Origin of the sequence: Rhizobium acidisoli (assembly GCF_002531755.2) — a bacterium.
Taxonomy (GTDB): Bacteria; Pseudomonadota; Alphaproteobacteria; order Rhizobiales; family Rhizobiaceae; genus Rhizobium; species Rhizobium acidisoli.
The window spans coordinates 3,941,766-3,968,056 of record NZ_CP034998.1 but is presented as its reverse complement, the minus strand read 5'-3'; the positions used below and the strand labels follow the sequence as shown (position 1 = coordinate 3,968,056).

Below are 26,291 nucleotides of genomic sequence, written 5' to 3'. Positions count from 1 at the left end.
GAGACGTAATTCTTATAGCAACGACCAGATATCTCAGGCGTTAAGCCGTGGTTTAAGCGGCATCCCGAGAGGCGATTCTTCGTAAAAAGGTTAACCGGGTCTGACGGAAGTTAGAAGGCCTTGAAAGTCAGGGTCGTCAGCGAGCGGACGATGCCGGGGATATTGGCGATGTTGTCATTGATGAACTTGCCGATATCCTGGCCTTCCTCGATGTAGACCTTCAGCAACAGGTCGTAGTCGCCGCTCGTAGAATAGAGCTCCGAGACCAGTTCGGTCTGGTAGATGGCGTCGGCGACCTCATAGGTCTTGCCGGGGGCGCATTGGAGCTGGACGAAGATCGGCTTCATGGGGATTTCCTGCAAAGGGTTGTTTGGCTGATATAATGGTCGAAAGCGCCATGCCGATGCAAGCCGTTCGTCACGCCGCCGGCTCGGCGGCCGCTTCCGCGACGATCCAGTCGCGGAAGGCGGCAAGCGGCGCATAGTCGGCGCGCTCGGGCGGAAAGGCGAGATAATAGCGCTCGCGGCTTTCCATTTCGCGGTCGACAGCGGCGACCAGATCGCCGCGCCGCAGCTCTTCCTGCATCAGAAATGTCGGCAAGAGAGCGATGCCGAGACCGGCGATCGCCGCTTGCGCGGCGGTGGCGAACTGGTCGAAGAGCATGCCGTGCACGCTTTCGAAAGACACGCCGTTGCCGGCGAACCATTGCTCCCAGGCATCGGGCCGCGTCGTCAGATGCAGCAGCGGAACGGAGAGCAGATCCTGCGGCCCAGAGATCGTGTATCGCTTGAGAAAATCCGGGCTGCAGGCCGGCACTGTGCGCTCCGACATCAGAAAGGCGAGTTCGGCGCCCGGCCAGTGCGGATGGCCGAAATGGATGGCGGCGTCGATCGAATCGAGGCGGAAATCGAAAGGCGAAAGCCGGGTCACCAGATTGATCGTCACGCCCGGATTGGCAGCGAGGAAGCGCCCGAGGCGCGGCGCCAGCCAGCGCGTGCCGAAGGTCGGCAGAATGGCGAGATTGAGCGTGCCGCCATGCGGATTGGCGCGCAGGTTTAAGGAGGCGCTCGATATGCGCCGCAGCGCCTCGCGGATCTCGCGGGCATAACTGTCGCCGGCCGGCGTCAGCCGCATGGTCTGACGTTCGCGCAGGAAGAGTTCGACGCCAAGCTGCTCCTCCAGCGCGCTCACCTGGCGGCTGACGGCGCTCTGCGTCAGATCGAGTTCGCGGGCGGCGGCCGTGACGCTGCCGGTGCGGGCAACGGCTTCGAAGGCGGCGAGATGTGAAATCGACGGCAGAAAACGTCTTGAAGCGAGCATGTTCATTCCATTTCAGAATGAGCTATTTCCAAAATGTCGATATTTCCGCCTTTCTGGTCGTTGTAAAGAGGCTCGTCCTGCAAAAACGGAATGAGCCGGAGTTTTCAAATGCCGCACGCCTTCGTTTCCACTGACCGTATCCGCTCGCTCTTCACCGAAGCGATGTCGCAGATGTATCGGGCGGAGGTGCCGCAATATGGCACGCTGATCGAACTGGTGGCGGATGTGAATGCCGGCTGCCTCAAAAACAATCCCGAACTGCGCGAGCGGCTTGCCGGCGCCGGCGAACTGGAGCGCATCGATGTCGAGCGCCACGGCGCCATCCGGCTCGGTACGGCGGAAGAGCTTTTCACCATCCGCCGGCTGTTTGCGGTCATGGGCATGCAGTCGGTCGGCTATTACGATCTCTCGGTCGCGGGCGTGCCTGTTCATTCCACCTGTTTCCGGCCGATCGACGAGGCCGCACTCAACATCAATCCGTTCCGCGTCTTCACCTCGCTGCTGCGATTGGAGTTGATCGAGGACGAAGGGCTGCGCAGCGAAGCCGAAGCTATCCTGGCAAAGCGGCGCATCTATACGCCGCGCGCCGTCGCGCTGATCGAGCGCCACGAGCAGAATGGCGGCCTGACGGAGGCGGAGGCGACGGAGTTCGTCGCCGAGGCGCTTGAAACCTTCCGCTGGCATGGCGAGGCGACGGTCAGCGCCGAAACCTACAAGCGCCTGCATGATGCGCACCGGTTGATCGCCGACGTCGTCAGCTTCAAGGGGCCGCATATCAACCATCTGACGCCGCGCACGCTCGATATCGACGTGGTCCAGGCCCGCATGCCGGAACGCGGCATCACGCCGAAGGCCGTCATCGAAGGCCCGCCGCGTCGCCATTGCGATATTCTGCTGCGGCAGACGAGCTTCAAGGCGCTGGAGGAAACGATCGTCTTTGCCGGTGACGCGGACGCGGTTCAAGGAACGCACACCGCCCGTTTCGGCGAGATCGAACAGCGCGGCGTGGCGCTGACGGCCAAGGGCCGGGCGCTCTATGACCGGCTGCTTGCCTCGGTTCGCGGCGAAGTGCAGGTCGGCGCCGGCGGCGCCAAGGCCGGCGCCTACGACCAGGAACTCGCCGAGCGCTTCAAGGCGCTGCCGGACAGCTGGGACGAACTGCGCAGGCAAGGTCTCGCCTTCTTCCGCTATTGCGCGACGCCTGCGGGCATTGCCGCCGCGGTCAACGGCACGCTAACCAAGGATCCGGAAGCGCTGATCGCCAAGGGTTACCTTGCCTTCTCGCCGATCGTCTACGAAGACTTCCTGCCAGTCAGCGCCGCCGGCATCTTTCAATCGAACCTCGGCACCGACCAGCAGCAGAATTATGCGACGCATTCGAACCGCGACGCCTTCGAGGCGGCGCTCGGCGCCACCGTTCAGGACGAGCTGGCGCTTTATGCCGAGCGCCAAGCCGCCTCGCTGGATGCGGCGATGGGAGCGCTGGGCCTCGCCCCGCTGCAGCTGAAGACCGTCGCGTAAAATGGCCTTCAACACTTCATCATATGCGTTAGAGTACCGCGATTTCGTTCCGATCGGACTAGACCATGCTGAATGATCCGCGCTCCCACGGCCTCTGGGAAAAGACCGCAGCCGAGCCGCCGGCCACCTCGCCTCTCGAAGGCGCAGTGTCGGCCGATGTCGTTATCGTCGGTGGCGGTTATACCGGTCTCTCCTCCGCCCTGCATCTTGCCGAAGCCGGGTCGAAGGTGGTGCTCTTGGAGGCGAAGGAGATCGGTTTTGGCGGCGCGGGGCGCAATGTCGGCCTAGTCAATGCCGGCATGTGGGTGATGCCTGACGATCTGCCCGGCGTGCTTGGCCCGGTGCATGGTGAACGTCTGCTCGAGCTGCTCGGCAATGCGCCGAAGCTCGTCATGGAACTGATCGACAGGCACGGGATTGCCTGCGAACTCGAGCGCAACGGCACGCTGCATTGCGCTGTCGGCGCCGACGGGCTGAAGGAGATCGAGGATCGCGCGACGCAATGGGCCGCGCGCGGCGCGCCCGTGAAACTGCTCGATGCGGCGGAGACGGCCAGACGCATCGGCAGCGATGCCTATACCGGTTCGCTGCTCGACATGCGCGCCGGCACGCTGCAGCCGCTGGCCTATGCGCGCGGCCTTGCCCATGCCGCCGTCAAATCGGGCGTCGCCATCCATACGGCAAGCCCGGTCGTCGCAACGGAGCAAAACGACAGCCGCTGGACGGTGAGGACCGCAAAGGGCGAGGTCAGCGCGGACTGGATCATCGTCGCAACCGATGCCTACAGCACCGGCCCCTTCGAGCAGGTGCGCAACGAGCAGGTCTATCTGCCCTATTTCAACTTCGCCACTGTGCCGCTCGGTCACAATCTGCGCCAGTCGATCCTGCCGGGGCGGGAAGGCGCATGGGATACCAAGGAAATCCTTTCCTCCTTCCGCATGGACCAGGCCGGGCGTCTCGTTTTCGGCAGTGTCGGAGCGCTGCGCAATACAGGGCTTGCCGTGCACAAAGGCTGGGCCAAACGCGCCCTGAAGCGGCTCTTCCCTATTATCGGCGATGTCGAATTCGAGTGCGAATGGTATGGCCAGATCGGCATGACCGACAATGCGCTGCCACGCTTTCATAAATTCGCGCCCGGTGTCATCGGCTTTTCGGGTTACAATGGCCGCGGCATTGCCCCCGGCACGGTGTTCGGCCGGACGCTGGCCGAGCATATCCTCGGCCGGCTGACCGAAGCCGATCTGCCGCTGCCTTTGACATCACCGACCGAGCCGAGCTTCCGTGCGCTCAAGGAATTATGGTACGAAGCCGGCGCTCAGGTCGCCCATTTCGCCGATGCCCGCTTCTGAGAACAATAAGATTGGAACCACGACAATGACTATCGCCGTCCTCGATCTCGCCACCGAAACCGCCAAGCTGCTTGCCGAACTCGGCGTTGACGCCGGCCGCTATCACGGCGGCACGCTTTCCGTCGCCTCGCCGGTGACGGGCAAGGAAATCGGTAAACTCAGGGAGCACACCGTCTCCGAGACGAAGACGGCGATCGAAGAGGCGCATAGGGCCTTCCTCGAATGGCGTTCCGTGCCGGCGCCGAAGCGCGGCGAACTGGTCCGCCTGCTCGGCGAGGAACTGCGTGCGGCAAAGACGGCGCTCGGCCGTCTCGTCTCGATCGAGGTCGGCAAGATCACCTCGGAAGGTCTCGGCGAAGTGCAGGAGATGATCGATATCTGCGATTTCGCCGTCGGCCTTTCCCGCCAGCTCTACGGCCTGACGATCGCCACCGAGCGCTCCGAGCATCGGATGATGGAAAGCTGGCATCCGCTCGGCGTGGTCGGCATCATTTCCGCCTTCAACTTCCCGGTCGCCGTCTGGTCGTGGAATGCAGCACTTGCGATGGTCTGCGGCAATTCCACCGTCTGGAAGCCCTCGGAAAAGACGCCGTTGACCCCACTTGCCGTGCAGGCGCTGTTCGAAAAGGCGCTGAAGCGTTTCATCGCCGAGGGCGGCGCGGCGCCGGCCAATCTGTCGACGCTGATCATCGGCGGCCGCGAGGTTGGCGAAGTGCTCGTCGACCATCCGCAGATCCCGCTCGTCTCCGCCACCGGCTCGACCGCCATGGGGCGTGCCGTCGGTCCGCGCCTGTCGCAGCGTTTTGCCCGCGGCATTCTCGAACTCGGCGGCAACAATGCGGCGATCGTCTGCCCGAGCGCCGATCTCGACCTGACGCTGCGCGGCGTTGCCTTCTCTGCCATGGGCACGGCCGGCCAGCGCTGCACGACGCTGCGCCGTCTCTTCGTGCATGAAAGCGTCTACGACCAGCTGGTGCCACGGCTGCAGAAGGCCTATGGCTCCGTCACCATCGGCAATCCGCTCGAAACAGGCACGCTTGTCGGACCGCTGATCGACGGCCAAGCTTTCGAGAAGATGCAGGCAGCACTCGGCGAGGCGGCATCGGCCGGTGGCAAGGTGACCGGCGGCGATCGCGTCGGCAATGGTTTGACCGATGCCTTCTACGTTCGCCCGGCGCTCGTCGAAATGCCTGCGCAGACCGGCCCCGTTGAGCACGAGACCTTCGCGCCGATCCTCTATGTGATGAAATACAGCGATTTCGATGCGGTGCTGGCCCTGCACAATGCCGTGCCGCAGGGACTGTCGTCGTCGATCTTCACCAACGACATGCGCGAAGCCGAAACCTTCGTTTCCGCCCGCGGCTCGGATTGCGGCATTGCCAACGTCAATCTCGGCCCATCGGGCGCGGAAATCGGCGGCGCCTTCGGTGGCGAGAAGGAGACCGGCGGCGGCCGCGAATCCGGCTCCGATGCCTGGAAAGCCTATATGCGCCGCTCCACCAACACGATCAATTACGGCAGAACGCTGCCGCTCGCCCAGGGCGTCAAGTTCGACGTCGAATAATCCGGCTTGCAGAAAAGCTCGAAAATGGAAGGCGGCACCCCCTAAAGCGCGTCGCACGCAATTCGATTCATGCGACGCGCTTTAGCTCTTCTTTTGATGCATGTCGTTGTCCCGGAACCGCTGCACACTTCCGGGCGACATGCATAGAATGCCGCCTTTTTCGACTGATCGAGATTTATTCCCTTTTAATATGAAATATTTAGTCAAGATATTGTGATGACTTTTCCTTGCAGGCCAAACTTGAAATCGGCAGTCAGGAAAAATATACGCCTCTGATCGCCCTTGCCGCAGCTCGGGCGGCATTGCCACGGAGGCCATCATGAACTTTGCTCTCAACCGTTTTTCCCAGGCGCTTGCGCTTGCCGCTTCGTTTCTCTCCGCCACTGCGCTCGCCGGCAGCGCCCATGCGCAGGACGAAGGTCTCGTTGTCTACAATGCCCAGCACGAAAGCCTCGGTCGCGAATGGATCGACGCCTTCACCAAGGAGACCGGCATCAAGGTCACCATGCGCCAGGGCGGCGACATGCAATTCGCCAACCAGATCATCCAGGAAGGCGACGCCTCACCGGCTGACGTATTCCTGACCGAGAATTCGCCGGCGATGACGCTGGTCGATGGCGCGGGCCTCTTCGCCCCCGTCGAAAAGGACACGCTGGATCAGGTGCCGGATCAGTATCGCCCGGCCGACGGCATGTGGACCGGCATTGCTGCGCGCACCACGGTTTTTGCCTATGACAAGACGAAGCTCACCGAAGACAAGCTGCCGAAGTCGATGCTCGACCTCGCAGACCCGGCCTGGAAGGGCCGCTGGGGCGCGGCGCCTGCTGGCGCCGACTTCCAGGCCATTGTCGCTTCCCTGCTGCAGCTGAAGGGTGAAGACGCCACCAAGGCATGGCTGAAGGGTCTCAAGGACAACGCCACGCCGTACAAAGGCAACAGTGTCGCCATGAAGGCGGTCAATGCAGGCGAAGTCGAAGGGGCTGTTATCTATCACTATTACTGGTTCGGCGATCAGGCGAAAACCGGCGAGAACAGCAAGAATGTCGGCCTGCACTATTTCAAGAACCAGGATCCAGGCGCCTTCGTCAGCGTTTCGGGTGGCGGTATCCTGAAGTCCACCCAGCACATGAAGCAAGCCCAGGCTTTCCTCAAGTTCGTCACCAGTAAGGCGGGCCAGGCCGTTCTGAAGGACGGCACGTCCTATGAATATGCCGTCGGTAAGGATGCTGTCTCCAACGACAAGCTCACGCCGCTTGCCGATCTCAACGCTCCGAAGGTCGAAGCTTCGACGCTGGACAGCAAGAAGGTCGTCGAGCTGATGACGGCTGCCGGCCTGATCTGACACTTCTGCCGCAGGCTTGCCACGGCCAAAACTATTGCTTTTGGCTCAAGAAAACCTTAGGGCATGACGATATCCGGCAACCGCTCCTCAAAGGCGGTTGCCTTCCTTTTTCGGCGTATGAAGGCATCGGCCTTGCTGCAGGACAACAGATTGCTCGCATCCGGCAACGAGGCGCCGGTCGCGCCGAAGGCCGCGCGCATGGGTTTGCCGCGCGCGCGCATGCCGCACGCCTCCGTGCTCCTGCTTGCCACCATCGTCGCGATCTTCAGTCTGGTGCCGCTCGGCTTCATCGGCTGGGTTACCTACGACGTCGGCTGGGACACGGTGAAGGCTTTGGTCTTCCGGCCGCGCGTCGGCGAACTGCTCGTCAATACGGTCCTGCTTGAGACGATCACCATTCCGCTGTCGATCGCGCTTGCCGTAACGCTTGCCTGGCTGACCGAGCGCACCGACATTCCTTTTGCGAGGCTCTGGGCCTGGCTTGCCATCGCCCCACTCGCCGTGCCCGCCTTCGTGCACAGCTATGCCTGGGTCAGCCTCCTCCCCGGCATGCGCGGCCTGCAGAGCGGTGTCTTCATCTCGGTGATTGCCTATTATCCCTTCCTCTACCTGCCGGTCGCCGCAGCCCTGCGCCGTCTCGATCCAGTGATCGAAGATGCCGCGGCTTCGCTCGGCCTTAATCCCTGGCGGGTGTTCTTCCGGGCCGTGCTGCCACAGCTCCGGCTCGCTATCTGCGGCGGCTCGCTGCTGATCGGGCTGCATCTGCTGTCGGAATACGGCCTGTTCGTGATGATCCGCTTCGACACCTTCGCGACGGCGATCGTCGACCAGTTCCAGTCCTCCTACAACAGCCCTGCCTCCAACATGCTCGGCGGCGTGCTCGTCGCCTGCTGTCTTTTTCTGCTCGGCTTCGAGGTGCTGGTGCGCGGCAACGAACGGTATGCCCGCGTCGGCACCGGCTCGCCGCGTCCCACGGATCGCCGGCGGCTCGGCTGGTTCATGCTGCCGGCGATTTTGCTGCCCGTCGCCTTGGCGGTGCTGACGCTCGGCGTGCCGCTGGTGACGCTTGGCCGCTGGCTTTATCTCGGCGGCGCCGAGATCTGGCGCATCGAGGTCGGCAGCGCCTTCCTGCAGACGATCGTGCTTGCCATTGTCGGTGGCGTGCTGGCGACGATTGCCGCGGCCCCGATGGCCTGGCTTTCCGTGCGTGCGCCCGGACGCTTCCAGCGCGTGCTCGAAGCCTGCCATTATTACGTCGGCTCGCTGCCGGGTGTCGTCGTGGCGCTGGCGCTGGTGACGATCACTGTGCGTCTGGTGCTGCCGCTCTATCAGACCTTCGCAACGCTGCTCGTCGCCTATGTGATGCTTTTCCTGCCGCGGGCCATGGTCGGGCTGCGCGCCAGCATCGCCCAGGCGCCGGTGGAGCTGGAGCGCGCCGCGATGGGGCTTGGCCGCACGCCCGGCCAGGCGGTGCGGCAGATCACCATGCGGCTTGCCGCACCCGGCGCGGCCGCCAGCGTGGCGCTGGCCGCCCTCGGCATCACCAACGAACTGACGGCGACGCTGATGCTGTCGCCCAACGGCGTCGATACGCTGGCGACGAAATTCTGGTCGCTGACCAGCGAGATCGATTATGTCTCGGCGGCACCCTATGCTTTCATGATGGTCGTTCTGTCGCTGCCGCTCACCCTTATGCTCTATACCCAATCGAAACGGACCGCCGGCCAATGACGCTGCTTACGATCGAAAACATCAGCAAGCGCTATGGTCCCGTGCAGGCGCTGAAGGATATTTCGCTCGAGGTCCAGGCGGGCAGCCGCACCGCCGTCGTCGGCCCCTCCGGTTCCGGCAAGACGACGCTACTCCGCATCATCGCCGGCTTCGAACAGCCCGATATCGGCCGGGTGACGCTAAATGACGAGGTGCTCGCCGACGGGCCCGCGACGGTGCCGGCCCACAAACGCGGCATCGGCATCGTCTCGCAGGATGGGGCGCTGTTTCCGCACTTAAGCGTTGCCGAGAATATCGGCTTCGGCTTCGAGCGGGGGGCTGTGGATCGCGACAAGCGCATCGTCGAGCTGCTCGATATGGTCGAGCTCGACCGCGGCATGCTGGCGCGGCGCCCGCATCAGCTCTCCGGCGGTCAGCAGCAGCGCGTGGCGCTGGCGCGCGCGCTCGGCCGCAAGCCGCGGCTGATGCTGCTCGACGAGCCTTTCTCGGCCCTCGATACCGGGCTGCGCGAGAATATGCGCAAGGCGGTTGCGCGCGTTCTCAAGGCGGCCGGCATCACCGCCATTCTCGTCACCCATGATCAGGAAGAGGCGCTGACCTTTGCCGATCAGGTGGCGGTGCTGCGGGAAGGGCAACTGATCCAGGCAGGGTCGCCGCAATCCCTCTATCTGCATCCGAGGGACCGCGAGACGGCGCTGTTCCTCGGCGATGCCGTGCTGCTTCCCGCCATCATCCGGAATGGTATGGCCGACTGCGCGCTTGGTAGCGTCGCCGTCGAAGGCAATCGGCAGGGCAAGGCGGAGATCATGCTGCGGCCCGAGCAGATTCGCGTCGTTGCCGATGAAGGCGATCGTCGTTACGGCGGGCGTGTCGTCGAGGTGGAGTTCGGCGGCGCGGTTTGCACCGTTGCCGTTTCGCTCGACGGCGTCGCCCTGCCGCCGATCCTGATCAAGACCTCGAGTGTCGCGCTTCCCTCACGAGGCGATCTCGTTCGCTTGGATATCGCCGGCAAGGCGCATGTTTTCGAAAGCTAAATTCAGCCGAACTTGCGCACCACTTCTTCCGGCTCGATGCCGTCCAGCCAGCCGCCGGTGAAGCCGGCGCGCTCGAGCCCGAGGCGGATGGCCGGCGATTGCCGCATCAGCTTCCAGATGAAGTCGGAGCGCTCGTTCTCGATGGTCATGACCACAAGACCCTGGTCGATGCCGACGGTGCGGTCGTCGACCCAGCCTTCCGGCCGCTTGGTCTTGACCGTCGGGTTGAAGCCGCCGGGAAAGCCGCCTTCCAGGAGCAGGTTCGGATAGCTGGTCAGCAGCGCCTTGGTGCCGTCGAGAGCCGCCTGCCGGTCATAGGGCAGGCAGGCAAGGGCCGCCCAGGGCGCGATCGTGCCGTCATCCGGGCCGAGCGGCGCGCCGCGGGCGGCATAACCCAGAACCTTCGGCTGGCGGCCGCCGCGCATGCGCCGTGTCGGCGGCGGACCGTCGCAGGCGGAAAAGCCCCAGATATTTCTGTTATAGCCGACGAACTGGCCGGGATTGCGCTCGGCATAATCACGCTGGACGTTGATGACGACCTGCGTGTTGCGGAAATAATCCCAGTTCCGCTCGGCCATCGGTTTGTCCCGAATGCCGCGGAAATCGATCCAGGCATGGGAGAAGAGATGGATGAACAGCGGCCCGGCATAGAGATAGGGCTGTTCGCCGTGCATCATCCAGGAATAGCTCGATGTAAAGGCGTCATAGCACGATTGCGGGATGGGGTGTGTCGGCGAGGCAAGCGCCAGCGCATAGAGGATGATCGCCTCGTCGAAGCCGTGATAGCGCCAGCGCAGGAAGCCGGAAGAGGGCTTCCAGCCCATGGCAATGGTATCGCCCTTGTTCAGGGCCCAGCGCCAGTCGACACGCTCGTAGATGAAGGTCGCGAGCTCGCGGATTTCCGTTTCCGTCTCGTCGTCTTCGCGATCGAAATACTGCGCTGCCGTCAGGATGCCGGCGACGAGCAGCGCTGTGTCGATGGTCGAAAGCTCGCTGTTCCAGGCGCGATTGCCGGTATCCATGTGCAGGAAGTGGTAGAAGAAGCCGCGATACCCTGTGGCGTGGCGTTCCTCGCCCTGGCGCGCCTCGGCGAAGAAACGCAGCGTATTGACTACGCGTTCGGCGGCTTCCGTGCGGGTGATCCAGCAACGCTCGACACCGACGGGATAGGAGGAAAGAGCAAAGCCGACGGCTGCGATGCTTGCCGGCACGCCGCCGATCGAGGTATCGGCCACCAGGCCATTTTCGGGATTGGAATATTTCAGGAAATACTTGAATGCCGAATGCTGCAGCCTGTCGATGAGTGCTGCATCAATGTCTTCAATCCGTTGCAGCATAGGCTCCTACCCAACTGTTGCATCGCCCCATGCTTGAACATGGCGGCCGTCCCCGGGCAAATCAAACCTTTTTGATTCGCAAGGATAAGAGAACACAAATGGGCGGAAGTGGTCGTTAATAATTATTGGTGAAATAATATCTAGCAGAACTCATATAAGCGGTGCAGCAAAAACGGCGCGTCGCGCGCCACCGGGCCGGGTTATTTTCCCGTAATACTTGTTGCCTCCACCGCTCTTGGAAGCGGTCGACGACGCGCGCTCAGGCGCTATCGTCCGACCGCATAGGCCTGCATGAGGCGCGGGGTGGCCGCGGCGCGCAGCAGTCCGTCGGCCTCGCGCCGCGCTGCGGTCAGCCGGCCGATGGTCCAGGGATCGGTGACCGTCAGCTTGTGGCCCTTGCGGGTGAGCGCATCGAGCACAACGGGGCCGAAATTCGCTTCGGCCATCAGGCTGCCGGGTTCGCGGGTGCGCGGATAGAAGGAACTCGGAAAATGGGCGGTGTGAAAGAGCGGCTGATCGATTGCTGCCTGCAGGTTCAGCTTGTGATTGACATGGCGCAGGAAGAAGGACAGCTGCCATTGTTCCTGCTGGTCGCCGCCCGGCGTGCCGAAAGCCAGGGTCGGGCGGCCCTGGTAAAGGCCGAGCGAAGGCGTCAGCGTCGTGCGCGGCCGCTTTCCCGGCGCCAGCGAGGTCGGCAGTCCCGGCTTCAGCCAGAACATCTGGGCGCGGGAATTGAGGCAGAAGCCGAGGCCGGGAACGGTCGGTGAAGACTGCAGCCAGCCGCCGGAGGGGGTGACGGAGACCATGTTGCCGTCGCGGTCGATCACGTCGATATGCACGGTGTCGCCGCGTTTTTCCAGATGCGCCATGGTCGGCTCGTAGACGGCGCCGGTCTTGGACGCGGCGCCGAGCATCGTCATCGTCAGATCATGCTGCGCCTCGAAACCCGGAACGATGCCGGGGCGAAGATCGAAGGAGGCGTCGGCGCCGATCAGCTTGCGGCGCTCGCTCGCATAGGCATCCGACAGCAGATGCGCGACCGGGACCTCGGAAAAATCGGGATCGCCGTAATAGACCTCGCGGTCGGCGAAGGCGAGCTTCATCGCCTCGGTAACGGTATGGACGAAATCGGCGCCGACAGGGTCCATCGCGGCGAGATCGAAACCCTTGAGGATCGACAGGGCCTGCAGGAAGACCGGACCCTGGCCCCAGGGACCGGTCTTGGCGATGGTCCAGCCGTGATAATCATAGGTCAGCGGCTCCTCGATCGTTGCCGACCAGGTCGCCATGTCGTTGGCGGTCAGCACGCCTTTGTGGCGGCTGCCGCTCGTATCCATCACTTCGGCAGTCTTCAGATAGGTGTCGATCTTTTCGGCGATGAAGCCGCGGTAGAAGGCGTCGCGCGCCGCCTCCACCTGTGCCTCCCGGCCGCTTTTTGCCTCGGCTTCGGCAATGACGCGTTTCCAGGTTTCGGCTAGCACCGGGTTCCTGAAATTCGCTTGCGCCGCGGGGACGCTGCCGCCGGGCAGCCAGGTTGCGTAGGAGGTCGGCCATTCCTTTTCGAAGAAGGCGGCAAGCCCCTTGATGGTCGCGGAGACGCGCGGCAGCAGGGGATGGCCGTGCTCGGCGTAATAGATCGCCGGCTCCAGCACGTCGCGCAGGCTCATCGTGCCGTAGTCCCTCAGCATCAGCATCCAGCCGTCGAAGGCGCCGGGGATGACCGTTGCAAGCAGGCCGTCGCCGGGGATCAGCGTCAGGCCTTCGCTGCTATAATGCTCGATCGTCGCGCCGGCGGGTGCCGGCCCCTGGGCCGAGATGACCTCGACCTTGTCCTTCCTCTTCGAATAGATCACCGCGGGCAGGTCGCCGCCCGGGCCGCAGAGATGCGGCTCGACGATCTGCAGTACGAATCCGGTCGCTACCGCGGCATCGAAGGCATTGCCGCCCTTTTCGAGAATGCTCATGCCGACCGCCGAGCCAATCCAGTGCGTCGAGGTAACGACACCGAAGGTGCCGAGGATTTCGGGACGGGTCGTGAATTCGGTCATTCGGGATGCCCTTCTGGCCTGATGTCTTTTCTGGCCGAATGTCTTTTCTCGGAAGTCGGATGGCTCGAAGCTCAGGCGTGCGCCGAGCGCGCGGAGAGGAAGACCTGCGGCTCGAAGGCAAAATCCTTGTCGAAGGGGTAGGTCGGATGCTGTTTGCGCAGCCGCGGCAGGCGCTCGACGAACTGGTCGACGACACCGGTCGACAGCGCCATCAGGTTCGGATTGGCGATCGGCGCCAACTCGGGCGACAGATAACCCGATTTGACGACGATGATCCTGGCGCCGTGCGGATCAAGCCCGAGCCGGGTGAAATCGACGATGTTGTGATAGGGCCGGCGTTTGGCGGAGAGCACGAGATCGATGCCGCCGGTCGAAACCACCGCCTGGCGGTCGGCCGGATCCGACGTTTCGTGCAGGAATTTCACGGTGAAGCGGGCCGTGACCGGTTGGCTGCCCTTGGTGTCGAGTGAGGCGCCGACGCTGAGATTGAGTTCTGCGCCGATGCCGCCGGCATAACAGGCCTCGGTCGCCGCCTTGTCGGCAATGCCGGCGAAGACGACGCCCGTCGCACCCTTGGTGATCAGCTCGGCCAGCACGTCGGCCCGGTCACCGACGCCACCGCCTGTGGGGTTGTCGCCGGATTCGGCGAGAACGACCGGAGCGGTCGGGCTTGCGATGGCTTTCGCAACACATTCTTCGACCGAGCCGGTCTCGCAGCCGAAGACGAAATCCTCGCGCGCATCCCAATAGGCGCTCGCGAGGCGTTTGGCTTCACGCTCCAGCACGGCGCGATCAGTGCCGGTCATGATGGCGGCGGCCGTGGCGCGCGGTTCGTCGGCCCAGACGTAGCCGACCATCAAGGATGCATCCCAGACGCCGTCGATCGCGTCGATGCCGGGCAGCATGTCGTAGAGGCTTTTAGCCGGCTCATCGACGGTGCTGGTGCGCTCGCCGGGCAGCACGACCGGGATCGGCGACCAGAGAACGGTGGGCCTCACGCCGGTTGTCAGGCTCCTCACCAGCATGGCGACCGAACGGCGCATCGTCTCCTCAACATCGATATGCGGCGCGGTGCGATAGGTGGAATAGATGTCGAGCGCATCGATGATGCGCTGGGTGACGTTGCCGTGCAGGTCGTAGCTTGCCGAAACCGTGCAATCCTTGCCGACCAGCGCAAGGGCAGCACCAATCCAGTCGCCTTCGGCATCCTCCATGCCCTCGACATACATGGCGCCATGCATGGCGAGATAGAGACCGTCGAGCGGCAGCATCGGCTTCAGCCGCTCGAGGAATTCGCTTTTGAAAGCCTCATAAGTGGCGCGTGAAACCGGGCCGCCGGCAATGGCGCGGGCATGCATGGTCGGCAGGAATTCGGCGTCATAATCCTTCAGGAAGGCGAAGTAGGGGGATTCCAGCAGGGCTTGGCCGCGCAGCACCCGAAAATCCTTCTCCTCGTTCAGCACGGGATTGTATGTGCTGCACTCGATATGAATGCCACCGACAGCAATGCGCATGAAAAACCTCAGCTGATGTTTGGGAGCGATCAGGATTTTATGGGTAATGTCGGCGCCGATGCGTCAGGGTAGGAGAGGCGGCGGCAGAAGGGGCTGAACTGAACATGGGGGTCTCGATCCGAAGACGTGTTCACTTTGCCTCGACAATAAGTTTACAGACGAAGCAATCAACCAAAATAAATTACAAACTTGATCAAGCTTCGGTGCCGCCCCAGCCAGCGCCCTATGCAGCCAAAGCGGATATGTTATACGACGACCATGGGATTCGGGGTCTTCATCCACCGCCCAGATTCGATTTATGATGACAGCCCGGCTGAGCGATATCAGTTTCCAAGCCAGTATCTCCGGCGTGTCCAGGCATGCCTCGGCGACTGGATCATCTATTACGAACCTCGAAAGGTGACAGAGACCCGAGGTTATTTCGCTGTGGCGAGGGTTGAGCAGGTCGTTCCTGATCCCACTGCGCCAGGCGTGTATCTGGCATTGATTGAACCCGGAAGTTATCTCGACTTCGTCAACCTTGTTCCATTCAGCGGAGCCGATGGTGTAGTCGAGCGTAGCGTGCTGAACGCGCAAGGCCGGATTTCCGGCCGTGCGCAGTCGGCTGTTCGCGCGATTTCGTCGAACGACTTCAGCAGGATCATTGCGTTGGGCCTCGATAACAGCGAGCCACTGCTTCCGCGCGTCGACGCCAACGCATCCCCCTCGGGCTTTGAGGAAGAGCAGGCACCGTTTCAATTCGAGCAGAGCCGCGATCGTGTGAGTTTTATCGCGTCACGGATCGTTCGAGACCGAGTGTTCCGCCAGGTCGTCTTGCGCGCCTATGACAAGCGTTGCGCAATTACCGGGCTCAAACTTATCAACGGTGGAGGCCGGGCGGAGGTCGATGCAGCGCATATCCGACCGGTCGAGGCGAGCGGTCCCGATATCGTCAGCAACGGAATTGCCCTATCCGGCACGGCCCATTGGATGTTCGATCGAGGATTGATCGGTCTGTCTGATGATGTGGAGATTCTCATCTCGCGACACGTTAATGATCCCGAAGCGGTACGGGGCCTGATCAACAAGACCGGCCGCGCGATAATGCCCCGGCGCGCATTCGAACGACCGCATGTGCATTTTTCTGCAATGGCATCGCGAACATTGCTTCAAGCAGTAAATGCGTCGGCTATTTATTTTCTCGGGGATTGCAGAACGATAGCTAACCGCGCGGTAGCGCACACGACGCCGTCACCCTATCTCGGCTACGTCCCGTACCCATGCCGTCGGTATGAACAAGAGAGAAAACTGGAGCGGGCGAAGGGATTCGAACCCTCGACCCCAACCTTGGCAAGGTTGTGCTCTACCCCTGAGCTACACCCGCTCAATCCGCATCGGTCCGGGGTAGTTGTTGGACCGTGGGCGCCGCCTCGTGGCGACGGGCGCTATATGGCCTAACGGATTTTCAAATGCAACAGGGAAATGACGAAGAGGCGAAGAAAAATTCGCAAGGTCGCAGGAGGCAGGCGGAAAGGCCGCAAATGCGGGGGTAGAGCGTCGGTGGCGAAGATTGCCAAATGCTGGGGACGGATTTAATCAGGACGCCTCGACTTTGTCCCTCCTGCGCAATGGATTATCCGATGTCCGAAAATACCCCCAAGACCAGAGAAGATCTGTTCGCTTTCCTCGACGGGCTCGGCATTGCTCATAAGACGGTCGATCACGCGCCGGTTTTCACCGTCGCCGAATCGGTTGCGCTGCGCGATGAGATCCCCGGCGGCCACACCAAGAATCTCTTCATCAAGGACAAGAAGGACAGGTATTTTCTGCTGACCGTCGAGGAAAATGCCGAGGTCGACCTCAAGCAGGTGCATAATTTGATCGGCGGGTCCGGACGGGTCTCCTTCGGCAGGGCGGAGAAGCTGATGGACTATCTCGGCGTCATCCCCGGCGCGGTCACCGCCTTCGGCGCGATCAACGATACGGCGGGGAATGTCACTTTCGTGCTCGATGCCGATCTGATGCGCGAGGAGATCCTCAACTGCCATCCGCTCTCCAACGATGCGACGACATCGATTGCAAGCAGCGATCTCGTCCGTTTCATGGAGGCGACCGGACATAAGCCGCTTGTCTTGAAAGTGACGTCCTGACATACGATTTTAGCGCTACAATGAGGCCGGCAGGATCGGCACGGCGGGAGATACCTATGAGCGGCAGCGACAACCCCTACAACGGTTCCTTCGGAAATCAGATGACGGCGACGACAAGCTTCGGCGCTCAGCCGGCAACCGCCGCTGCGGCAGGCAGCTATATCACCGATACGACGACCGCGAATTTCGGCAAGGACGTCATCGAGGAATCGCGCAATCAGCCGGTGCTGGTCGATTTCTGGGCGCCCTGGTGCGGGCCGTGCAAACAGCTGACGCCTGTTTTGGAGAAGGTGGTCAACGAAGCCAAGGGCCGCGTCCGGCTGGTCAAGATGAATATCGACGACCATCCCTCGATCGCCGGACAGCTCGGCATCCAGTCTATCCCCGCCGTCATCGCCTTCGTCAACGGCCGCCCCGCCGACGGTTTCATGGGCGCGGTGCCGGAAAGCCAGATCCAGCAATTCATCGACCGCATCGCCGGTCCGGCCGGCGCCGACGAGGCGGCCGAGATCGAGGCCGTGCTCACCGAAGCGGCAGAATTGCTGGCCGCCGGCAATATCAATGAGGCAGCCCAGCTCTACGCCGCGGTGATGCAGGCCGATCCCGAAAATGCCAAGGCGGTTGCCGGAATGGCCGAATGCATGATCGCCGCAAACCAGCATGAGCGGGCGCGCCAAACTTTGACGGATCTGCCGGAAGAGCTGGCGAAAGACGCCGGCATCCAGGCGGTGCTGAAAAAGCTCGAACAGATCGAGGAAGCCCGCAAGCTCGGCGATCCCGTTGCGCTCGAACGTGATCTTGCCGCCAATCCCGACGACCACGAGGCGCGGCTGAAGCTTGCCAAGATCCTCAATGTCGAAGGCCGGCGCGACGAAGCGGCCGAGCACCTGCTGCTGATCATGCGCAAGGACCGCGCCTTTGACGATGACGGCGCCCGCCGCCAGCTGCTGCAGTTCTTCGAGGTCTGGGGCTTCAAGGATCCGGCGACGGTTTCGGCCCGGCGCAAGCTTTCGGCGATGCTGTTCTCCTAGGGTGTTGCTGCTGCGTCCATAGGGCGCGGCAAGGCGCTGTGCCGCTTTGAAGCCGCGTCCGATCCTGTTGAAAGTCGATTCCGATTTTCGGGGTATGCACTAAGTTTCGCGCATCTGCCCTTGCGTTTTCGGACGCGGGCACCACATTCTCGTCAGGACGGGCATGCCCGTTACAAGAATGCGGGACGGTTTCATGCAAGTCGGGAATGCCAGATACCTGAAGCCGGGCGATCTGCCTGATACAATCGCCGTCTTCCCCCTGACCGGTGCCCTCCTTCTGCCGGCCGGGCAGCTTCCGCTCAACATTTTCGAGCCGCGTTATCTGGCGATGCTCGATGCAGCACTGACGGGAAACCGACTGATCGGCATGGTCCAGCCGGCGCTCGGCGAACACGAGGACAAGGGCGGCGATCCCAACCTTGCCGCTGTCGGCTGCCTCGGCCGCATTACCTCCTTCGCCGAAACCGGCGACGGGCGCTATATCGTATCGCTGACCGGCGTCTGCCGCTTTCGGCTGCTGGAGGAGAAAACCACCAGCGATCCCTTCCGGACCTTCCGTATCGCCCCGTTCATCGCCGATCTCTCGGCCGCGAACGAGGAGGAGGCGGTCGACCGCGCGGCGCTTCTGACCGCCTTCAAGGCCTATCTCGATGCCAACAAGCTGGAAGCCGATTGGGAGAGCGTCGAGCGGGCGAGCAATCTGACGCTCGTCAATTCGCTGGCGATGATGTCGCCGTTCGGGCCGGCGGAAAAGCAGGCGCTCTTAGAGGCGCCCGATCTGAAGACGCGGGCCGAAACGCTGATCGCCATTACCGAGATCGTGCTGGCGCGCGTCTTCGGTGACTCCGACACGGTTCTGCAGTAAACTTCAGCCATGGACGAAAAACTCAGCCGCGTCGATCCAAAGCTGCTCGAACTCCTGGTCTGCCCGCTCTCCAAGGGGCGGCTTTCCTATGATCGCGAACACAATGAGCTTGTCTCGGAAAAGGCGCAACTCGCCTATCCGATCCGCGACGGCATCCCGATCATGCTGGTCTCCGAAGCCCGTCGCCTCGACGAATAACGCTTCTGCAAATCGGGTTTTAGATCGCTTGGCCGGCCAGTAGCCGCGGATTGTCCTTTGCCGTCGTTCCGGCCGCCTGGCCGATGAAGAAGGATTTGAGGCGCGGCAGCCGGTCGACGAGGCCAAGGCCGATGTCGCGGGCGATGCGGATCGGCGTTGCGTCGTTGGAGAATAGCCGGTTCAGCACGTCTGTCGTCATTCCCATCCGGAAGGTGTCGAAGCGCCGCCAGGTCTGGTAGCGCTCGAGAATGTTGATCGAGCCGATATCGAGGCCGAGGCGATCGGCCTCGACGATCGTTTCGGCAAGGGCAGCCACATCCTTGAAACCGAGATTCAGGCCCTGTCCCGAAATCGGGTGAATGCCATGGGCGGCGTCGCCGGCCAGCGCAAAACGCGGTGCGACGAAGGCGCGCGCCAGCGTCAGGCCGAGCGGAAAGGCGCGTTTGTCGCCGATGACCTTCAGCGCCCCGAGCTTGTGGCCGAAGCGGCGCTCCAATTCCTCCTCGAAGACCAGATCGTCGGCGGCAATCAGCCGGTCCGCATCATGCGTCCGCTCCGTCCAGACCAGAGAGGAGCGGTTGTTTCGGAGCGGCAGGATCGCAAAGGGTCCGGCCGGCAGGAAATGCTCTTCGGCGCAGCCCTCATGCGGCCGCTCATGTTCGACCGTCGCGACAATGCCGGACTGGCCGTAGTCCCAGGTGACGGTCTTGATGCCGGCGAGGTCGCGCAGTTTCGAGCGCACGCCGTCGCAAGCCACCAGCAGCCGGCTCTCCAACGTGCTGCCGTCCGACAGCGTGACGGTGACATGGCTGTCTTCGGTCTTCAGCTCGGTGGCGCCGAGCCCGTGGCGGATGTCGATGCCGAGGCGTTCGCAGACGCCGCGCAGGGCTGCGACCATCGCCACATTCGGGATCATGTGGGCGAAAGGCCGGCCTTCGGCCACTTCGCCGTCGAAGGTGAGAAAAACCGGGCGGACCGGATCGGAGGTTTTGGAATCGGTGACGATCATCTTGGTGATCGGCTGAGCCTCCGGCTCGATCTCGTTCCAGATACCGAAGATTTCGAGCATCTTCGCCGCCGCCGCGATGACGGCGGAAGCGCGCGTGTCGTTTTTCCAGACATGCTCGGGGGCTGCCTCGACGACCGCGACGTTGAGATGCGGTGCTGCCTGCTTGACCGCGACAGCGGCGGAAAGGCCGACATAACCCCCGCCCACAACCAGCATATCCAGCATCGCGCCGCTCCCTTACCTTGTGCCTCAGATGTGACCTATATAGATCATCGCAACTTCACTTCCTACCGCCGGGAGGCATGCAAAATGACGCGCGAGACATCAGGGCCTTCGGCGATGGAGACGCTGCTTTCGACGCTCGACCTGGAGCCGATCGAGGTCGATATCTTCCGCGGGCGCAGCCCGCAGGCCGGCTGGCAGCGGGTCTTCGGCGGCCAGGTGATCGGCCAGGCGCTGATGGCGGCGCAGCGCACCATCGAGGGCGAGCGTTTCGTCCATTCGCTGCATGCTTATTTCATGCGTCCGGGCGATCCCTCGGTGCCGATCATCTATCAGGCGGAGCGGATCCGCGACGGATCGAGCTTCAATACCCGGCGCGTCGTCGCCATCCAGCACGGCAAGGCGATCTTCACGCTGTCGGCTTCCTTCCAGGTGGAAGAGCCGGGCTTCGACCACCAGATCGCCATGCCCGAGGTCGAAATGCCGGAAGCGCTGCTCGGCGAACAGCAGATCAAGGATCAGTATCTGACGCATGCGCCGGAGGCGATCCGAAAATACTGGCAGCGCGAGCGGCCGATCGAGATCCGTCCCGTCTCGCTGACGCATTATTTTTCCGACAAGAAGCTCGACCCCAAACAGGATGTCTGGGTGCGCGCCACCGGCCCGGTTCCCGACGACCGGCTCTATCAGGCGGCGGTTCTTGCCTATCTCTCGGACATGACGCTGCTTGATACGTCGCTCTATGCACACGGCACCTCCATCTTCGACCAGAGCCTGCAGGTGGCGAGCCTCGATCATTCCATGTGGTTCCACAGACCCTGCAAGCTCGACGACTGGCTGCTCTATACGCAGGACAGCCCCTCGGCTTCGAGCGCCAGAGGGCTGACCCGGGGCAGCCTCTTTACCCGATCGGGTGCGCTGATCGCCTCCGTCGCGCAGGAAGGTCTGATTCGGAAAAAGGCAAATGAATAAATAATATGCATCTTTGAAAATTTGCGCATTATTTGTGCGCTTATTGGCCGATCATTTGCCTGTTTATTGGCTCTCCATATTATAATTGTTATTTTTCAATAAGTTATATCGCGCTTCGAATCTGGCACGTCCCTTGAATGTATATAGCCGGTCGCTGTTCAGGAACGTCAGCGGCAAGGAGAGTCGGCTCCGTGCCGAGGATAACGAAGGATGGGAAACCAGATGAAAATTGTGATGGCTATTATCAAGCCGTTCAAGCTCGATGAGGTCCGCGAAGCTCTTACGGCGATCGGCATTCAGGGGCTGACCGTGACCGAAGTGAAGGGCTACGGGCGCCAGAAGGGGCATACCGAAATCTATCGCGGCACCGAATATGCAGTCAGCTTCCTGCCGAAGCTCAAGATCGAAATCGCCGTTGCATCCGAACTCGTCGACAGGGCGGTCGAAGCCATCGCGGCGTCGGCCAAGACCGGTCAGATCGGCGACGGCAAGATTTTCGTCTATTCGATCGACCATGCCGTGCGCATCCGTACGGGCGAAACCGATTCAGAAGCGCTGTAAGCGGCAGACCAAGGAGCTTTTTTCAATGTCGATTTCGAAGTTTTCTTCCCCCTTTGCGCTGATCTGCGCAACGTCGGCCGCGCTTCTGGCGCCGGTTGTCGCTTTCGCGCAGGAAGCTGCGCCCGCCGCCGCTACCACCGCTACTGCCGCTCCTGCCTTCACCATGGACAAGGGTGACAATGCCTGGATGCTGATCTCCTCGGCACTCGTCCTGCTGATGACCATCCCCGGCCTTGCGCTGTTCTACGGCGGCCTCGTGCGCGCCAAGAACATGCTCTCCGTGCTGATGCAGGTGTTCATGATCACCGCCGTCGTGGCGCTGCTCTGGGTCACCTACGGCTATTCGCTCGCCTTCACCGACGGCGGCTCGCTGAACAGCTTCGTCGGCGGCTTCTCCAAGGCGTTCCTCGCCGGCGTCAACACCTCGTCGCTCGCCGAAACCTTCTCGAAGGGCGTCGCCATTCCGGAATACACCTTCATCGTCTTCCAGATGACCTTCGCCTGCATCACGCCCGGCCTGATCGTCGGCGCATTCGCCGAGCGTATCAAGTTCTCGGCCGTCATGCTCTTCGTCGTGCTCTGGGTCACCTTCATCTACTTCCCGATGGCGCACATGGTCTGGTTCTGGGGCGGTCCGAGCTCCTACACCTCGCCGGCCGGCCTGATCTTCTCCTATGGCGCAATCGACTTTGCCGGCGGCACGGTCGTCCACATCAATGCCGGTATCGCCGGCCTGGTCGGCGCCATCATGCTCGGCAAGCGCACCGGCTATAAGAAGGAAATCATGGCTCCGCATTCGATGACCCTGACCATGGTCGGCGCATCGCTGCTCTGGGTCGGCTGGTTCGGCTTCAACGCCGGCTCCAACCTCGAAGCCAATGGCTACGCCTCGCTTGCCTTTATCAACACCTTCGTCGCGACGGCTGCTGCCGCCGTCTCCTGGTGCATCGTCGAAAGCCTGACCCGCGGCAAGGCTTCGATGCTGGGCGGCGCTTCCGGTGCGGTTGCCGGTCTCGTCGCCATCACCCCGGCTGCCGGTTTTGCCGGCCCGATGGGCTCGATCGTTCTCGGCCTGATCGTCTCGCCGGTCTGCTACTTCTTCGTCGACGTCGTCAAGAACAAGTTCAACTACGACGACAGCCTCGACGTCTTCGGCGTGCATTGCGTCGGCGGTATCCTCGGCGCACTCGGCACCGGTATCCTCGTCAACCCGGCGCTCGGCGGTGCAGGCATCGTCGATTATTCGACGGCCGATTTCGCTGCCTCCTATGCCGGCACGGCAACCCAGGTCTTGGCCCAGGCCAAGGGCGTGCTGACGACGCTTCTGTGGTCGGGCATCGGTTCGGCGATCCTCTACAAGATCGTCGACGTCGTCATCGGCCTGCGCGTGAGCGTCGAAGCCGAGCGCGAAGGTCTCGACCTTTCGACCCACGGCGAAGCCGCCTACCACGCCTCTTGATCGCAGCCTTTGCGGCGCCCGACACAAGGGCGCCGCTTCACGGCCCGTCGCGGCCTATCTAGAGCTTTTCCGGGTTAGACCCGGAAAAGCTGTCATAGACCGCATTTGGCCCGAACCTTTCGAGGTTCGGGCTTTTTTTGATTTCCATGCCCGGAATGCCCGGCCAGGCATGCATGGTTAACATCGCTTTAACCCGGCTCTGATTAGGTGGAGCGGACGCATTTTGGCATGGCGAAGCTTCGGTGATTCGCATGCCCTCAGGCATTGGACGGGTTAGACACATGGCAAGAAGCACGTCGCCGGCGATGGATGGCCGTCCGGATCGGTTCTCCTTCTCGGCATTCATGCTGCGGCAGATCCAGGCGCTCATCGGCTTTGCGATCTTTCTGCTGCTGGCACTCTGCGTCGCGGCGCTGGCGACATGGAACGTCGCGGATCCGAGCTATTCCTATGCCACGGCCAACCTGCCGACGAATATCCTCGGTTACAGCGGCGCCGCCTTTGCCGATATCGTCATGCAGTTCCTCGGCCTTGCCAGCGTCGTTTCGATGCTGCCGATCGTCGCCTGGGCGCTGACGCTGATCTCGGGCCGCCGCTTCAGCCGCATTCCCGCCCGTGCCGGCGCCTGGCTTGCCGGGACGGTGCTGTCCTGCGCCGTGATCGGCTGCTTTCCGCCGCCGCTCACCTGGCCGATCCCGAACGGCATCGGCGGCGTCGTCGGCGACATGATCCTGCGTTTTCCCGCACTCTTCGTCGGCGCTTATCCCACCGGCACCTTCGCCATGGTCGTCGGCTGCATCTTTGCCGCGCCGACCGCCTGGATGATGCTCTTTGCCTCAGGCCTCGTCGGCCGCAGTGAGGCCGAGGAGGAAATCGAGGAAGATTACGTCGGGACGACAAGCAAGGCCCGCGTCGTCGGAGACGAAGACGAAGAGGACGAGTCGCGCTGGGTCGCCCTCAGCGGCGCGGTGACGCATGCCTGGTATATGAGCCAGGGGCGGCTGCGCCGGCTCTTCGGCATGGGGCCGCGCAAGCGCCGCCAGGGCGATTTCGAATCGCCCTATGATTTCAACGATGACGAGTTCGGCACGCTGAACGAACCGGTTCGCGCCAAGGCGCCGGTTGCGCGCGGCGAGCGGATGGAGCCTTCGATGGAGCCATCGATGGGAGCAAGGTCGGCTTCGCCGCGCCGCATCGTCGCGGCGCCATCGCTTTCGATCGATGACGAGGATGACGACGACGATCTGCCTTTCGACCCCGACATGCCGCCGCGCCCGGCCGATATCCTGCCCGACGACGATGATGACGACTGGATGATCCGCGCGCCGGCGAAAGCCGCCGGAAAGCCGGAGCCGCGCGTCGTTCCCGCCGTCACGCGTCCGAAGCCCGGCGCCCGCGTCGAGCGGGAGGCGCAGGGCTCGTTCATTCGTCCCGAAGGTTTCCAGCTTCCTTCGATGCATCTGCTTGCAGAACCGAAGAATGTCGTGCGCGATTCCACGCTTTCGGCCGATGCGCTGGAGCAGAATGCCCGCATGCTCGAAGGCGTGCTCGAAGATTTCGGCGTCAAGGGCGAGATCATCCATGTCCGCCCCGGTCCGGTCGTCACGCTCTATGAATTGGAGCCGGCGCCCGGCATCAAGTCGTCGCGGGTCATCGGTCTTGCCGACGATATCGCCCGCTCGATGAGCGCCATTGCCGCTCGTGTTGCCGTCGTGCCCGGCCGCAATGCGATCGGCATCGAATTGCCGAACCAGACGCGCGAGACCGTTTATCTCCGCGAACTGATCGCTTCCCGCGATTTCGACGGCAGCAAGGCCAAGCTCGCCATGGCGCTCGGCAAGACGATCGGCGGCGAAGCCGTCATCGCCGACCTCGCCAAGATGCCGCATCTGCTCGTCGCCGGCACCACCGGCTCCGGCAAGTCGGTCGCCATCAACACGATGATCCTGTCGCTGCTCTACCGCATGACGCCGGAACAGTGCCGGCTGATCATGATCGACCCGAAGATGCTCGAACTTTCCGTCTATGACGGCATCCCGCATCTGCTTTCGCCCGTTGTCACCGATCCGAAGAAGGCGGTCGTCGCGCTGAAATGGACGGTGCGCGAGATGGAAGAGCGCTACAAGAAGATGTCGAAGATCGGTGTCCGCAACATCGACGGCTTCAACACCCGCGTCGAGCAGGCCTTGTCGAAGGGCGAGGCGATCTCGCGCACGGTGCAGACCGGCTTCGACCGCCACACCGGCGAGGCAATGTACGAGACGGAGGAATTCGATCTCAGGCCGATGCCCTATATCGTCGTCATCATCGACGAGATGGCCGACCTGATGATGGTCGCCGGCAAGGATATCGAAGGCGCCGTCCAGCGCCTGGCGCAAATGGCGCGCGCCGCCGGCATCCACGTGATCATGGCGACGCAGCGCCCGTCGGTCGACGTCATCACCGGCACGATCAAGGCGAACTTCCCGACCCGCATCTCCTTCCAGGTGACCTCGAAGATCGACAGCCGCACCATTCTCGGTGAGCAGGGTGCCGAGCAGCTGCTCGGCATGGGCGACATGCTCTACATGGCGGGCGGCGGACGCATCCAGCGTGTGCACGGCCCGTTCGTCTCGGATGTCGAGGTGGAAGAGATCGTCTCCTACCTGAAGACCCAGGGCTCGCCGCAATATCTCGACGCGATCACTGCCGATGACGACGAGGATGGCGATTATGGCGGCGGTGGCGGCGGCCCGGCCGGTACCTCGAACCTCTCGGATTCGGAAGATCCTTACGATCAGGCCGTCGCCATCGTGCTGCGGGATGGCAAGGCCTCGACCTCCTACGTCCAGCGCCGGCTCGGCATCGGCTATAATCGGGCCGCTTCGCTCATCGAGCGAATGGAGAAGGAAGGCATCATCGGGCCGGCCAACCATGCGGGCAAACGCGAAATTCTTGTTCCGACCGAAGGCGACATCCTCGACCGCTGAAATAATCGGCATATATTTCCGATGGGGACCGCTTTTGCGGAAACCTGACGGCAGCCAAGCCGTTACCTCACGCGGGCCCGATCGCAACGCCTTGAAGACGCCGCCTTTCGGCAGCA

General features: G+C 62.6%; 20 protein-coding genes, 1 tRNA gene and 1 pseudogene. 15 read left to right on the top strand and 7 right to left on the bottom strand.

The genetic code is table 11. The features are described 5' to 3' along the window. Window positions 1-110: 110 nt before the first annotated feature. Window positions 111-347: an Lrp/AsnC ligand binding domain-containing protein gene (locus tag CO657_RS19385; protein WP_003567502.1), complete on the bottom strand. Its 237-nt coding sequence runs from the start codon at window positions 345-347 to the stop codon at window positions 111-113. Between the two features lie 70 nt (window positions 348-417). Further along, complete coding sequence (locus tag CO657_RS19380; RefSeq protein WP_037073418.1) at window positions 418-1,326, bottom strand: LysR family transcriptional regulator; 909 nt, start codon at window positions 1,324-1,326, stop codon at window positions 418-420. Between the two features lie 84 nt (window positions 1,327-1,410). On the opposite strand from CO657_RS19380, the gene hglS reads away from it, so the two are divergent. From hglS to CO657_RS19350, 6 genes are all read left to right on the top strand, one after another. Next, window positions 1,411-2,841, top strand: coding sequence for a 2-oxoadipate dioxygenase/decarboxylase HglS (hglS, locus tag CO657_RS19375; protein ID WP_054182368.1), 1,431 nt, complete (start codon window positions 1,411-1,413; stop codon window positions 2,839-2,841). Between the two features lie 65 nt (window positions 2,842-2,906). Continuing rightward, the gene (locus CO657_RS19370; RefSeq protein WP_054182369.1) at window positions 2,907-4,190 is read left to right on the top strand and encodes an NAD(P)/FAD-dependent oxidoreductase; all 1,284 of its coding nucleotides are present in this window, start codon (window positions 2,907-2,909) and stop codon (window positions 4,188-4,190) included. Window positions 4,191-4,215: 25 nt separating this feature from the next. Continuing rightward, complete coding sequence (gene amaB / locus CO657_RS19365) at window positions 4,216-5,754, top strand: L-piperidine-6-carboxylate dehydrogenase (RefSeq protein ID WP_054182370.1); 1,539 nt, start codon at window positions 4,216-4,218, stop codon at window positions 5,752-5,754. 319 nt (window positions 5,755-6,073) lie between these two features. After that, on the top strand, window positions 6,074-7,096 hold the full coding sequence (locus tag CO657_RS19360) for an iron ABC transporter substrate-binding protein (protein ID WP_054182371.1): 1,023 nt from the start codon (window positions 6,074-6,076) through the stop codon (window positions 7,094-7,096). A 63-nt stretch (window positions 7,097-7,159) separates the two neighbouring features. Further along, entirely contained in the window at window positions 7,160-8,827 is a 1,668-nt protein-coding gene (locus CO657_RS19355; RefSeq protein WP_054182372.1) for an ABC transporter permease, read from the top strand. After that, the gene (locus CO657_RS19350) at window positions 8,824-9,861 is read left to right on the top strand and encodes an ABC transporter ATP-binding protein (protein ID WP_054182373.1); all 1,038 of its coding nucleotides are present in this window, start codon (window positions 8,824-8,826) and stop codon (window positions 9,859-9,861) included. Before CO657_RS19355 ends, CO657_RS19350 begins: the two co-directional genes overlap by 4 nt. 2 nt (window positions 9,862-9,863) lie before the next feature. Here the strand turns inward: CO657_RS19350 and CO657_RS19345 are convergent, their stop codons facing one another. From CO657_RS19345 to CO657_RS19335, 3 genes are all read right to left on the bottom strand, one after another. Further along, window positions 9,864-11,198 (bottom strand): glucoamylase family protein, encoded by a 1,335-nt coding sequence (locus CO657_RS19345; RefSeq protein ID WP_054182374.1) that lies wholly within the window; start codon window positions 11,196-11,198, stop codon window positions 9,864-9,866. 266 nt (window positions 11,199-11,464) lie between these two features. Next, window positions 11,465-13,246 carry a gamma-glutamyltransferase family protein gene (locus CO657_RS19340; RefSeq protein ID WP_054182375.1) on the bottom strand — a complete coding sequence of 594 codons (1,782 nt, stop codon included), beginning with the start codon at window positions 13,244-13,246 and terminating at the stop codon, window positions 11,465-11,467. A 71-nt stretch (window positions 13,247-13,317) separates the two neighbouring features. After that, window positions 13,318-14,760 carry a M81 family metallopeptidase gene (locus CO657_RS19335; RefSeq protein ID WP_054182376.1) on the bottom strand — a complete coding sequence of 481 codons (1,443 nt, stop codon included), beginning with the start codon at window positions 14,758-14,760 and terminating at the stop codon, window positions 13,318-13,320. Window positions 14,761-15,018: 258 nt separating this feature from the next. Between CO657_RS19335 and CO657_RS19330 the strand changes: the two are divergent. Further along, window positions 15,019-15,919: pseudogene (locus CO657_RS19330) on the top strand (HNH endonuclease). Between the two features lie 129 nt (window positions 15,920-16,048). On the opposite strand, the gene CO657_RS19325 reads toward CO657_RS19330, so the two are convergent. Further along, a tRNA-Gly gene (locus CO657_RS19325) sits at window positions 16,049-16,123 on the bottom strand. A gap of 256 nt (window positions 16,124-16,379) precedes the next feature. On the opposite strand from CO657_RS19325, the gene CO657_RS19320 reads away from it, so the two are divergent. From CO657_RS19320 to CO657_RS19305, 4 genes are all read left to right on the top strand, one after another. After that, window positions 16,380-16,889 (top strand): prolyl-tRNA synthetase associated domain-containing protein, encoded by a 510-nt coding sequence (locus tag CO657_RS19320; protein WP_054182521.1) that lies wholly within the window; start codon window positions 16,380-16,382, stop codon window positions 16,887-16,889. A 56-nt stretch (window positions 16,890-16,945) separates the two neighbouring features. Further along, window positions 16,946-17,920: a thioredoxin gene (gene trxA / locus CO657_RS19315; protein ID WP_003589702.1), complete on the top strand. Its 975-nt coding sequence runs from the start codon at window positions 16,946-16,948 to the stop codon at window positions 17,918-17,920. Window positions 17,921-18,098: 178 nt separating this feature from the next. Further along, window positions 18,099-18,785, top strand: a complete 687-nt coding sequence (locus CO657_RS19310) for an LON peptidase substrate-binding domain-containing protein (protein WP_172643304.1) — start codon at window positions 18,099-18,101, stop codon at window positions 18,783-18,785. 9 nt (window positions 18,786-18,794) lie between these two features. Next, a complete protein-coding gene (locus CO657_RS19305) occupies window positions 18,795-18,983 on the top strand; it encodes a Trm112 family protein (RefSeq protein ID WP_003567459.1) in 189 nt (62 codons plus the stop codon). A gap of 19 nt (window positions 18,984-19,002) precedes the next feature. Here the strand turns inward: CO657_RS19305 and CO657_RS19300 are convergent, their stop codons facing one another. Next, on the bottom strand, window positions 19,003-20,217 hold the full coding sequence (locus tag CO657_RS19300; RefSeq protein WP_054182377.1) for a ubiquinone biosynthesis hydroxylase: 1,215 nt from the start codon (window positions 20,215-20,217) through the stop codon (window positions 19,003-19,005). An 84-nt stretch (window positions 20,218-20,301) separates the two neighbouring features. On the opposite strand from CO657_RS19300, the gene tesB reads away from it, so the two are divergent. The 4 genes from tesB (at window position 20,302) to CO657_RS19280 (ending at window position 26,175) form a co-directional block, all read left to right on the top strand. Beyond that, complete coding sequence (gene tesB / locus CO657_RS19295) at window positions 20,302-21,186, top strand: acyl-CoA thioesterase II (protein ID WP_054182378.1); 885 nt, start codon at window positions 20,302-20,304, stop codon at window positions 21,184-21,186. Window positions 21,187-21,396: 210 nt separating this feature from the next. Continuing rightward, window positions 21,397-21,747: a P-II family nitrogen regulator gene (locus tag CO657_RS19290; RefSeq protein ID WP_003543684.1), complete on the top strand. Its 351-nt coding sequence runs from the start codon at window positions 21,397-21,399 to the stop codon at window positions 21,745-21,747. A gap of 25 nt (window positions 21,748-21,772) precedes the next feature. Continuing rightward, a complete protein-coding gene (locus CO657_RS19285) occupies window positions 21,773-23,206 on the top strand; it encodes an ammonium transporter (protein ID WP_054182379.1) in 1,434 nt (477 codons plus the stop codon). Window positions 23,207-23,487: 281 nt separating this feature from the next. Continuing rightward, window positions 23,488-26,175: an FtsK/SpoIIIE family DNA translocase gene (locus CO657_RS19280; protein ID WP_054182380.1), complete on the top strand. Its 2,688-nt coding sequence runs from the start codon at window positions 23,488-23,490 to the stop codon at window positions 26,173-26,175. Window positions 26,176-26,291: the final 116 nt, after the last annotated feature.